This is a genomic window from Bacillus sp. 05T21 (genome assembly GCF_056396785.1).
The window spans coordinates 217,899-230,613 of sequence record NZ_JBFTMD010000007.1; the positions used below are offsets into that span (position 1 = coordinate 217,899).

Here is a 12,715-nt window from a genome sequence, read left to right on the forward strand (position 1 = left end):
CGCTTTACTTTATTGCTACTTATCAAGCATTTTCAAACGCTTTCTTTAGCTATTTTATCCATTTTTCTACATGTAGCGAAAAGTAATTGTTATTTCCAAAACTTTAGTGTATATTTTTTCTCTGGAACATCTTTAAGAGGAAGGAATTAAAGCCATGTTATTAATCGATATATTTACGTTTCTTGGCATTATCGCCGCTGCCATTTCTGGTACATTAGTTGGTTTAAAAAAAGATCTAGATTTATTTGGTGTCCTTTGTTTAGCTGTAGCTACTGCGCTCGGCGGCGGTATTATTCGTGATATTATGATTGGTAACCTGCCTCCTGTCGCATTTGTAAAACCCATTTACTTTTTCGTAAGTGTACTATCAGCATTATTCACATGTATGTTTTTTGAGCGCATTAATAAACTTCAAGTCGTTATTATGCTTTCTGATGCTGTTGGTTTAGGGGTATTTACAGCTATTGGTGCAAATGCAGCAATGTCACATCACGTTGACGCCTCGTTTTTAGTTGTTTCAATGGGAGTTATTACAGGTATTGGGGGCGGTATTTTACGTGACATTTGCGCTCAAGATATCCCGTATGTATTCCGAAAAGAGATATATGCAATTGCTTCTATTCTAGGAGCAGTTAGTTTCTTAATTACACATGCAATGGGGGCACACATATTAGCTTTCTATGTCTGTTTATTAATAACATTCGTTATTCGTGTAGTCACCGTAATATATAATGTACATTTCCCAGTTTTCTTTAAAACACATGCAAAAATTAATAAAGGCCATTAAGAGAATTCTACATAGAATTCTCTTAATTTATATACAATTCCATATACTATAGAGTAATTGCATATAAAAATAATATAATTACATTAGAATAAAAAAATGAAAATGTTTTATAAACAAGGGGAAGAATGATGCTTGGGGTTTTTAAAAGAAATAAAACAAACACCAGTATAATTGAATTAAGCAAAGGCCAACAAATCATATTTAACGTGCCTGCTAATTCTGAACTAAAAACTCAAATGGATATGCTACATATTTCAAAGGAAGATTTACAAATTGTTAAAGTATTACAGCCATTTATTTATGAGGAAATAGATTGGATAACAGAAAAATTCTACACCAACATCACAAAACAACCTAATTTAATTGCTGTTATTGAACGCTACAGCTCTATTCCCAAATTAAAACAAACTTTAAAGACACATATTAAAGAATTGTTCAACGGGAATATGAATGAAGATTTTATTGAACAACGTGTTAGAATTGCAAAAAGGCACGTACAAATTGGTTTACATAGAAAATGGTATACCGCTGCTTATCAAGAATTATCCCGCTCCGTCATAAAGATTTTGCAAACGAAAATTTCAACGATAGACGATTTTTTCTTATTATATAAACGTAATGAATAAATTATTCATATTAAAACAAGAACTTGTTATTGCAGCTTATGAATCCGAATATGAAAGAATCCAAAAAGAACATGAAAAAGAAAAAGAACTGACAACTATGACGATTACACATATTGCTACAGAACTAGCGGCAGTATCTGAAAAAACAAGCTCTTCTATTCAACAGTTAACATCTAAATCAGAAAGTATCGTAGGAATTGCAAAAACAGGTACATCATTAGCTACGACATCAGAAGAAAAGGCCAATAAAGGAAAAGAACAATTAAATTTGCAAAACAAACGAATGGAAAGCATCCAAACGAATATGGAAACTATCATTACTGATACTCATGAACTTCTTGATATTTCTAACAAAATTAACGAAATCATTGATATTGTAAAATCAATCGCCGAGCAAACAAATTTACTAGCATTAAATGCCGCTATTGAATCTGCACGTGCTGGCGAATTTGGTAAAGGTTTTTCAGTCGTAGCGGGAGAAATCCGAAAGTTATCAGAGCAAACGAAAGAATCAATTTCCAACGTTACAAAACTCGTTGAAAAAACTAATGAACAAATTATACACGTCTCTTCTTCCGTGGAACAAATAAGCTCTCTCGTATCTGAAGGGACAGATAGTATGCATGCGACAGATCAATATTTCCAAGAAATCGTAAAAGATATGTCTAACTCTAAAGAACAAAATAAAAAAATTGAAAATGAATTAGAGACTATCTCACAAGTAATGAAGAGTATTCAAGACGATTCCTCAACAATGGCCTTAACAGCGGATAATTTACAACTAGAACTAAACCGATAAGACGAATCGATATAAAGTGGAGATTCTTCATCTCCGCTTTGCATTCATCCTTATCATCCATCTACAAAAAAAGAATCCAAAATGGATTCTTTTATTTTCTGAAAAATATTTTTTGGCAATAAAAATAACTCATATAAACACCAAAGCTTTGTAAAATAAACAAAGCTGGCATAATAATATTATAATATGCCATATCTACTCGGAAGAGCCTTAACGACACGTATCCGGTAATTAATAATACAAACAACATATATCCTTCATTTTGCTGTTTCTTAATTAGAAAATGTAATAAAGCTATGGCCATAAATAATGTCACCACTATATATATAAGCTTTTCACATTTAAAAATAATAGAATTTATTCCCTCGTCTGAAAGCTGGTTAATAACTGGTTTTAACAGTTTAAATCTTTCTACTTCCATTTCTTTTAACTCTTGATCAATGTGCTCTTTTACACTTTTATTTTTGGATGTTTTTTCTTCATTTTGACTTTTTCCAATTAAAACAGATTGAACATAAGTCTGATTAGAAATCGTATACTGTGACATTCCCATCATCTTGATACCATAGCTCACACCAAAATGAGTACTATAAAACAGAATAAGTATTCCCATCATTTTTAATAGTAATTTTTGTTTCGTTGCTGATTGAAATAATTCAATTAACAGCACATATACAACTATAAAAATAGGTAAAAATAACCCCATTGGGAAAATCATATTGCTAAGCGCAAATAAAATAGCTGAAATTACCCACATATAAGGATGGTCTAATCCCTTATATAAAAATATGTAACAAGCACAATAAAATAAAAATATTGCGAGTGATTCCGCCGTTAATACAGAACTCATAAATATATTTGGAATATATAAAGCGTAAAACATTGATGCAATACGACCACACTCTTCTCCAAAGACCATTGACGCAATGCGATAAATGAAAAATGCAGTTCCTGTACAAAATAAAATATTAAATAATTGTAAAGCGAATACCGTATCACCAAATATACGAATGATGATCGATTCATAAATAATAAAAGGTAACTGTGCTATATTTTCTATATTATTGCCAATTGCAATCTGCTTTGCAGACTCATACATAGCTTTCATATCACCTATCATTGGAACATCTACAAATAGAACTGTGATAAGTCTTACAACTGTAGATATGCTTATAAGAAAAACAAGAAATTGTTTATCTGTAAAACGATATTGCAAAATTGATGCTACTAACAAAATAAGAATAACAAAAATCACTAATACAATTGTTATACTTGTTGTACTTCCTCCAAAAAATTGCTTACTTGTTTCAAAAGCCGACCAACAACTATAGGCAAAAAATGCGAGCATCGCACCAATCATTATTTTACTGAAGAAAGACGAAAAATTTGTTCTTATATGATTCATATGTCCATTGCACCTCTATTTCCATTCATAACAAAACGATTCTATCATGAATAAGCACAAGGTTAATAGGGAATTTCTATGACAAATACATAGTCATTACTTTTTCACTTGCAATGTAAGCGAATCCTCTTTTACACTACATTTTATATATGATAAATTTTCTTTCAGTTACATGAATACAAATACAGAAATTTCAATAAAGTGAAACTTTAATCCACGGGGGTTTTGTTCATCCCCCACTGACTATTAGCCCGCAAATAGTGGGATAATCCTCTTTTGGAACACTTTACTTCATTAAATATCTAATATGGGTACTCCACTTACACATGTCACTCTGATTGAAAACAGAAAATAGGGGATGAATATATGGAAAAGAAATTCATGCGAGAATCAAAGGCAATTAAAACAACACGTGTTTTTCCTAACGATTTAAATAATCACCAAACACTTTTCGGGGGGAAATTATTAGCAGAAATTGATAGTATAGCTTCAATTGCAGCTGCGAGACACAGCCGCAAACATTGCGTGACAGCATCTATCGATTCCGTTGATTTTTTAACTCCAATTCACCAAGCAGATTCTGTTTGTTATGAAGCATTCGTATGTTATACAGGAAAATCTTCAATGGAAGTTTTCGTAAAAGTAATTGCAGAGGATCTACTAGCAGGCGAGCGTAGAATGGCCGCAACGTGTTTCATTACATTTGTCGCATTAAAAGACGGAAAACCTTCATCTGTACCACAAGTAATTCCTGAAACAGAGGAAGAACATTGGCTACATACAACTGGTTCAGAGCGTGCAGAAAATAGAAAAAAAGGACGTTTGAAAAGTAAAGAAATGGCTGAAGTGTTAACTTTAAGTAAGCCTTGGAATATGTAACATTAGGATTTTATATTATACATGCACAGGTTTTTTCTTCCTTGCATGTATTTTTTATTATAATAAAGTGTTACACCTTAGCGTTTTTATTCGATGCCTGTTTCCTAAAATCACCCATCAGCTTTTCCTTTATTTTGTTATGCTATTAATGGTATATTAAATAATGTTCGTTTAAAAATAACCATAATATGATTAAGTATATAAGGGATGGTGCGGTAATGTCTATTGAGGTACCAATTTCAATACCAAAAACGTTAATTATTATTCCAGCGTATAACGAGGAAGAAGCAATTGCAGATACATTAACAAGATTATTAGAACTAAAACAGCATTTTACAGCATTAAGCATTTGCGTTATTAATGATGGATCAAAAGATAAAACAGCTCAAATCGTAAAAGATTTCCCTGTTCATCTCGTTAATTTACCATATAATCTAGGTATCGGTTCAGCTGTACAAACTGGATATAAATACGCTTATGAGAACGGATATGATATTGCGATTCAGTTCGATGCTGATGGACAACATAATCCTGATGATTTATACAAAATCATACAGCCTATTGCCGAGGATCAATGCGATATGGTGCTGGGTTCACGTTTTACAGAAAAAACAGCATATAAAGGTAGTATTTCCCGAAGAATCGGTATTTTTTATTTTACCGCTCTATTGAAAGTACTAACAAAACAAACATTTATGGATCCAACTTCTGGGTATCGTGCTATCAATCGAGAAGTAATTAAGATTTTTGCACACAATTATCCAAAAGATTATCCAGAACCAGAAGTCCTTATTCATTTAAAAAAGAAAAAACTTCGCATTAATGAAATATCTGTAAATATGCAAGAGCGACAAGGTGGACAATCTTCCATCACTCCCCTTAAATCTGCATATTACATGGTTAAGGTGAGTCTTGCTATATTGATGCAAAAAATCGTGAAAGGTTGATAATGAATGCATATAATTACCTTTTCATTCATCTTTATTTTATTACTATTCTTCTCAATTATTAATTCCATTCGTCGTGGGACTTTAGAAACAAAATATGCTATTTTATGGATTTTCGTTTGTATTACAATGGCTATTTTAAGTTCTACGGATAAAATTATAAATTGGATTGGAAAACTATTAAACGTAGAATATCCTCCGTCTATTTTATTCTTATTCGGACTATTATTCTGTTTTATCTTAATTTTTGACCTGACGAGAAAAATCTCCAAATTACACCATCAACTTGTAACATTAACGCAAGATTATGCATTATTAAAACAAAAATTAAAGATAACAGATAAGGAATAACTTCCTAACTAAATACTAATATACTAAAGCTCCTGAATTTTGCTTGAAAAATTCAGGAGCTTTTATCATTTCAAATTATTTCTTTCTAATTATACGAGGTACCACAATAGAAAGTTGATTTACAAAGTTTATATGCGTTAAACTTATACAGATGTTCTTGTAGTCTTCTTCCTTTCAAAAGACTTGTATATATGGTACAAAACATAAAAAATTTGAGGAGATAAAAACTCTATGATGGAACAAAAACAACTCGTTTCCGTTGTCATACCTCTGTATAATACGGAAAAATATATTGAAGAAACAATGCAATCAATACTAGATCAAACATATAAAAACATTGAAATTGTAATTGTAGATGATGGAAGCAAAGATCAATCACCTTCCATCGTAAAAAACCTTGTACAAAAGTACCCCGGACAAATAAAATACGTCCCACAAGAAAATCAAGGCGTTTCAGTTGCTCGTAATACAGGAATTGAAAATGCTAGCGGAGAATATGTTGCTTTTCTTGATAGTGATGATTTATGGCATCCAACAAAAATCGAAAAACAAGTTGAAAGCATGCATAAAAACAACATGAACGCTTGTTATTGTGGCTATATGAACTTTTACGAAGAGACTGGTGAAAAAGTTGAGCACACGACAAACTTTATTAAAGGTGATATGACAAAAGCTTTCTTAACGCATCAAGTTGTTGCTCAGACGAGCACTTGGATTTTCAAAAGATCTATCGTGATGGATCATAATATTCGTTTCACACCAGGGTGTAGCTGGGGAGAAGATTTAGAATTTCTATTTAAATTAATGAGCGTTACAAATGTATGCTATGTAGATGAATATTTAACATATTATCGAATCTTATCCGAAGGGAATCTTTCTTCAAAGTATAAAGATTATGAATTAAAAACAGCAAAAGAATTAGAAGTGTTTAATCGAATGAAGGATTGGGTTCATAATAAATCAAAAGACTTAATCGTGAATGATTCTACAGAACTTATTGAAATCCTTGAAATTTATCTATTCCCATATACAGTCATTAACAATGCTTGTATATACATTAAAGGAAGCTCTAAGTTAGATAAATCACAAGTTCAATTAATCAAGGGCGATATAAATAAATATTGTCGCAAAATTTATTCGAAAAATGGAAAACGAAGCAAAAAGCTATACGCAATGCTTTGGTTTGTACGAATAAAGTTTATGTTTTCTTAAATAAAGAATACGCTTTTAAACATACTTTCCGTAAACAAATCAAATTTACAAATAGGACGAAGTGCGTCCTGAAAAATAGAAAGGTCTTGTTCCATGAAAACAAATAAAATCCTTAAAAACGCCTCCTACCTATTTGTAGGAAATATTACTGTTCGATTTGTACTTGCTATTGCGACCATTTTCTTTGCAAGATATGTTTCACCAAAAGAGTATGGGATGTTTACAACTGCTTTAGCAGTTTCCGCTGTTATTTGTTATTTTACAGATGCAGGTTTGACACATACATTTATGCGTGAAGGAACGAGAAGCAACGCTAACATTAGCGTACTAATTAGTAGTTATTTACGTATTCGTTTAGTATTAGCTATCGTAATTTCTGTGCTCTTCGCTATTTTCGCTCAGTTCTTCTATCCTGATGCTTACTTACGTGCGATGGTATATTGGGTTGTACTGCCGACAATGTTTGGAGCCACTTTACAAGGTGTTGGGATGGCTTACTTCCAAGTAACAGAACGCATGCAATTTACAGCGATTATTTCTGTAATACAAGGTGTAACAGCCGCAGCTGCTCTTCTACTAGGAATGTCCTTTAAATGGTCACTTATGATGGTTGCTGCCATGTACGGGATATCCAGTCTCGTAACAGGACTCATCGCCTTTATAATGGTAATTCGCCATACAACAGTTCATAAGGGCTGGGATAAAGGCATTTTAGATCAATTGCTCATTTTCACAATCAATGGCATTATCATTATGCTCTTACCACAGTTAGGGCCCATTATATTAGAAAAAGTTTCAACGTATGAGCAAGTTGGATTCTTTGGAGCTGCTTCTAAAATACCTGCTGTCCTTTATCAAATACCTGGTGTAATTGCAGCAGCCTTTTATCCAAAGTTATTTGCTTTTGGAAATGAAAAGAATATTGATGAACATAGAAAACTATCACAGTTCGAATTAAAACTTATGTCTTTCTTAGGAATGGGAATCTCCATTCCATTTATCGCTGATCCAAGCTTTTGGATTGTTACTTTATTAGGTGAACAATATGCACCAGCCGGTGATGCTCTTGCAATTTTAGCCTTTATGGTTATTTTACAATCTATCAACTATCCACTTGCTGATAATTTAACAACTATTGGTCAACAGTGGAAGCGTGCGACAACGATGGGAATTGGATTAGCTGTCGCTATCGTAAGTTACATCGTATTAGGTGGCCAATTTGGAATGATGGGAGCTGCGGTAGCTGCTATCATTACTGAGGTTACTTTATTAATCGGATTTACTTTATTCGTTCGTAAAGGATTTACATTACTATTCAAAGGGATTGTATTTAATACACTAGCATTTATAATCAGTTACGCCCTATACCGCACAGTATTAATTAACTTACCACCACTGGTAGCTCTAACACTTACTGGTATATTGTACGGTATTATTGGCCTTGCAATTGATCCACAAATACGCGGGTTGATTTTAGGATTTGTAAATAAAAAATTAGTTCGTAAAAACGCTTAAAAGCCAAAAGCTTTTCCTATTAAGAATGGAAAAGCTTTTGGCTTTTTATATACCATCATTTACAGAACATAAATTCTGAAGACTGCACTTCATTATTCTCGAATTTTCAGTGGTTAAAAATGCTATATATTCCATGTCAAATTGACTTACTTTCTGAGAATGCTTTATACTAAATTACAAGTAAACTATGAAACTCAATGCTTGTAAAATATATATGATACAACAAAAATATATATTTTTTTATGCTAAAACTAAAAAACACACCTTCATAATTGGTGTGTTTTTATATGTAACAACTTTCGAAGGAGGATTATAAATTTTTATGAGCATAAAGCCGAACAATAAGATTTTCTCAAAGAAAACTATAATGATTATTCCGATATTATTATTGTGTGCTTTTGCTTTTCATTATTTCTTTTTAACATCTAATCAAGTCTTTTCTGGTACAGGTGATGCATTAAGCCAATTTGGTTTCTTTACATTTCTCCTGCAACATGCCTTTAAAGATGGTAATCTTTTTTGGTCTTTTGATTATGGATTAGGTGGAGATTTATTTGGAGAGTTTAGTTATTATTACAGTACAGCGCCGTTCTTCTGGATTACGCTGTTACTTCCTAAATTAAATATTGAACAAATCTATGATATGAAATTATACATGAGTATTTTAAAAAACTTTTTAGCTATGTTATTCATGTATGGTTCTTTACGTTATCATAAGAAAACAGTCTTCTCATCTTTTATTGCTGCTATTATGTATGGTGGATGTATTACTTTTATGCGCCATTCATTACTTTGGGATTTCATGGCTGATGCCATCGTATTTTTACCATTAGTAATATGGGGACTTGATAAATATATTATAGAAAAGAAACGTGGACTTTTCTTAGTAGCTGCTACTTTAATGTTAGCATCGAACTTTTATTTTGCTTTTATTACAAGTATTTTCATTTTCATTTACGCATTTTTCCAATACTTTGCCACACAGCAAAATAAAACAATCGTCTCTTTTCTAGCCTATTATATTAAAATTGGATTATTATACGGTCTATCACTTGGCTTGGCTGCAGTTTGCTTTATTCCATCAGTCAATGCGGTATTTAGTGCGGATCGGTTAACGAAGAAATTTGATATACCTTTATTCTTTGAAGATACATTTTATAAAGATCTAATGGAAACTATCTTCTTCGTATATGATGCTGAAAATCATCAATTAGCTTTACCAGCTTTAATTTTATTCCTAATCATATTTGGAATGTTTATACGTGATAAACTTGTTAAAAATAAAGTATTCTTTACATTTTTCATGTTCATTCTGTTTATGCTTCCGTATACATACTCTGTATTTAATGGTTTCTCAGCAATGCAATATAGATGGCTTTATTTATTTGTATTTGTAATTGCTCAAACTATAGCATACATCTTAGATTGGATGATTGTTCATAAGAAAGAACATAAATTACCTTATATAATGAGTTCATTAGTATCAATAGGATTATTCATTTATGCATTTTATAGAAAAGTAAATATAAATGTAAGTGATAAACCTTTACAGGTAGTTGACAATATTTTAATCGGAACTATCGTTCTTTCTCTCATTACAGTATGTTTATGGCGTTATCTTTCTAAACCTTTCATACAATTTTTAGTTGTAGTGAACGTACTCGTTAGTACAATTTCCATGAATTACATGTATGCTAATAATATACTTAGTACCGCTTTCGGACAAAGCAATGCTACAAAAGAAGCTTTACATGTATCTGGCTATGATAACAAAGATGAGATTGCTGCCATTCGTTATATACAAGAATATGATAAGGACTTTTATCGTATTCTTAACCCAGGTAGCGCCCATAACACACCAATGTTACAAGGTTATCATGGTACAAGTACGTACCAAAGCTTGATTAATTATTATGTTCATGACTTTATGAAAAATAAATACAACGTATTCCAAGGGTTCGACACTCCTTCGATGTTCTTCCAAGTTGATAGTCGACTACTACTTGAAAATATGTTAGGTGTAAAATATCGCGTACTAAGCGCTGATACAGATCAAAAAAATATCCCATATGGATATAAACTATTAAAACAAGTAGGACCATATAATATTTACAAAAATGACTATGCTTTACCGTTAGGGTATGTATATGATTCTGGTATAAGTGAAGAAGAATTTTCTAAATTAAACTTCGCTCAGCGTGACCAATTATTATTACATGCTGTAGTCGTTAATAATGGAAAAGACTTTTCATTAACTCATTTTGATAAAAAGAACCTTAATTCAAAAGCGGTATCTATCAATATGGAAAAAGTACAACTAGAAAATATGGAAAAAGAGAATAATAAACTCATTGTCCACGGCAATGGAAATATGATTGTACCTATAAATTATCCTAATACTCCTGGAGATTTAATTGTAGAATTAAAGATAAAAAATAAAGGTTCATTCCATGCAGTAGTTAACGGGAAAGATATGGGGAAAGGTGAAGACACTGGTGCATACTCATATCCTTTAGAAAGATTTGTTTATAATTTAGGTAAAGACGATCGCCCAGACCAACTAACTATTTCTATTGATGCGCCAGGTGAATACGAACTTGAAGACTTACAAGCAAATATCGTAAATTACGAGGGTGTACAAAAAGAAACAAAAAAACTAACTGAAAATAGACTTCAAAATATTTATTATAAAAACAACTATTTAAAAGGTGAAATCAACTCAAAAAAGGATGGATTACTATATTTATCTGTTCCATATAGTAAAGGTTGGACTATAAAAGTTGATGGAAAAGAAACAGAATTCACGAAAGCAAATTCGGCCTTTATTGGCGTACCAATTACAAAAGGAGCACATGTAATCGAAATGACTTATGTTACACCTTACTTTAAATTAGGTATGATTATATCAATTATTTCACTAATTATTTGTGTAGCCTTACTAGTTTTTACAAATCAAAAAGGACGCCGAAAATTGCCTTTTAAAAAGCAGCAATGAGCACTCAATAAATCATGAAGCTATCCAAAGCGGATAGCTTCATAAAAAATATTAAATAACGTTTTAACCATTATAAACAAGGAGGGTCAAAAATGACTCTTTCAATAGTCGTACCATGCTACAATGAAGAAAAGATGCTTCGAGCCTTTTATTCAGAGACTTCTCTAGAAATTCATAAATTAACTACCGATTATGAATTTGTTTTTGTAAATGATGGTAGTAAAGATGATACATTAAATATTCTACGTGATTTGGCAAATTCAGATGCAGCTGTTCATTATATATCATTTAGTCGGAATTTCGGCAAAGAAGCCGCTATGTTAGCTGGTTTAAAATACGCTACAGGTGATGCAGTTGTTATTATGGACGCCGATTTGCAACATCCTCCTACACTAATAAAAGAAATGTTAGAAGGATATAACGAAGGTTACGACCAAGTTATTGCAAAAAGAACAAGAACAGGTGATTCACCCGTTCGCTCTTTCGTTTCTCGTCTATACTATAAAGTGATGAATAAGTTTGTAGATATTGAACTAGTAGACGGCATTGGAGATTTTAGACTTTTAAGTAGAAGAGCTGTTGATTCTCTATTATCTTTAAGCGAATACAATCGCTTCTCAAAAGGTTTATTCTCCTGGATTGGATTTAATGAACTAATTATTGGATATGAAAATGTATTACGTTCTGATGGAGAAAGTAAGTGGACTTTTTCTAAATTGTTAAATTACGGAATAGATGGTGTTATCTCATTCAATAATAAACCATTAAGACTATCTATATATCTTGGATTATTAACAACTATTTTAGGGATTTTATACGTAATTACTACATTTATTCAAATTATTGTTGGTGGTGTTGAAGTCCCAGGATACTTCACTTTAATTTCCGCTATATTATTTATTGGTGGTATTCAACTCATTTTCCTAGGTGTTATGGGTGAATACATCGGTCGCATTTATTATGAAACAAAACGTAGACCACATTTTATTGTAGCTGAAAAGAAAGTTAGTGAAGTCAAACAAAAAGCATAATAAAAAAGTTACTTCTACCTTGAACTGTACCCCGAATCATGGACACTTAAAAAAAGCCCCATGATTCGGGGTTTTTGTGTATTTTTATCAAAAAACCTCGTTATAATGGAACCAACGATAGAAATGAGGTACGGAGAATGGGTAAAATTATTTTTAACGAAATTCAAA

Annotated in this window: 11 protein-coding genes; 10 read left to right on the forward strand and 1 reads right to left on the reverse strand. The window is 31.8% G+C overall.

Annotation, left to right across the window (positions count from 1 at the left end; translation table 11 throughout):
- Positions 1–154 precede the first annotated feature (154 nt).
- The 3 genes from AC1DKZ_RS16025 to AC1DKZ_RS16035 all read left to right on the forward strand — a co-directional run bounded on the left by AC1DKZ_RS16025 (position 155) and on the right by AC1DKZ_RS16035 (position 2,212).
- Positions 155–787, forward strand: a complete 633-nt coding sequence (locus AC1DKZ_RS16025) for a trimeric intracellular cation channel family protein (protein ID WP_002016412.1) — start codon at positions 155–157, stop codon at positions 785–787.
- Positions 788–915: 128 nt separating this feature from the next.
- Positions 916–1,413, forward strand: a complete 498-nt coding sequence (locus AC1DKZ_RS16030; RefSeq protein ID WP_476996572.1) for a protoglobin family protein — start codon at positions 916–918, stop codon at positions 1,411–1,413.
- Between the two features lie 97 nt (positions 1,414–1,510).
- The gene (locus AC1DKZ_RS16035) at positions 1,511–2,212 is read left to right on the forward strand and encodes a methyl-accepting chemotaxis protein (protein WP_002184479.1); all 702 of its coding nucleotides are present in this window, start codon (positions 1,511–1,513) and stop codon (positions 2,210–2,212) included.
- Positions 2,213–2,303: 91 nt separating this feature from the next.
- On the opposite strand, the gene AC1DKZ_RS16040 is transcribed toward AC1DKZ_RS16035, so the two are convergent.
- Positions 2,304–3,617 (reverse strand): ArnT family glycosyltransferase, encoded by a 1,314-nt coding sequence (locus tag AC1DKZ_RS16040; protein ID WP_002184478.1) that lies wholly within the window; start codon positions 3,615–3,617, stop codon positions 2,304–2,306.
- A 366-nt stretch (positions 3,618–3,983) separates the two neighbouring features.
- Between AC1DKZ_RS16040 and AC1DKZ_RS16045 the strand changes: the two genes are divergently transcribed.
- The 7 genes from AC1DKZ_RS16045 to AC1DKZ_RS16075 all read left to right on the forward strand — a co-directional run bounded on the left by AC1DKZ_RS16045 (position 3,984) and on the right by AC1DKZ_RS16075 (position 12,547).
- Complete coding sequence (locus AC1DKZ_RS16045; protein WP_000412118.1) at positions 3,984–4,496, forward strand: acyl-CoA thioesterase; 513 nt, start codon at positions 3,984–3,986, stop codon at positions 4,494–4,496.
- A 218-nt stretch (positions 4,497–4,714) separates the two neighbouring features.
- Positions 4,715–5,443 carry a glycosyltransferase family 2 protein gene (locus AC1DKZ_RS16050; RefSeq protein ID WP_000021472.1) on the forward strand — a complete coding sequence of 243 codons (729 nt, stop codon included), beginning with the start codon at positions 4,715–4,717 and terminating at the stop codon, positions 5,441–5,443.
- 6 nt (positions 5,444–5,449) lie between these two features.
- Entirely contained in the window at positions 5,450–5,794 is a 345-nt protein-coding gene (locus tag AC1DKZ_RS16055) for a DUF2304 domain-containing protein (protein WP_002143937.1), read from the forward strand.
- 231 nt (positions 5,795–6,025) lie between these two features.
- Complete coding sequence (locus AC1DKZ_RS16060; protein ID WP_476996573.1) at positions 6,026–7,006, forward strand: glycosyltransferase family 2 protein; 981 nt, start codon at positions 6,026–6,028, stop codon at positions 7,004–7,006.
- A 93-nt stretch (positions 7,007–7,099) separates the two neighbouring features.
- Positions 7,100–8,521: an oligosaccharide flippase family protein gene (locus AC1DKZ_RS16065; protein WP_002184476.1), complete on the forward strand. Its 1,422-nt coding sequence runs from the start codon at positions 7,100–7,102 to the stop codon at positions 8,519–8,521.
- A gap of 322 nt (positions 8,522–8,843) precedes the next feature.
- Positions 8,844–11,516: a YfhO family protein gene (locus tag AC1DKZ_RS16070; RefSeq protein WP_002184474.1), complete on the forward strand. Its 2,673-nt coding sequence runs from the start codon at positions 8,844–8,846 to the stop codon at positions 11,514–11,516.
- Between the two features lie 92 nt (positions 11,517–11,608).
- The gene (locus tag AC1DKZ_RS16075; protein ID WP_002130144.1) at positions 11,609–12,547 is read left to right on the forward strand and encodes a glycosyltransferase family 2 protein; all 939 of its coding nucleotides are present in this window, start codon (positions 11,609–11,611) and stop codon (positions 12,545–12,547) included.
- Positions 12,548–12,715 lie beyond the last annotated feature (168 nt).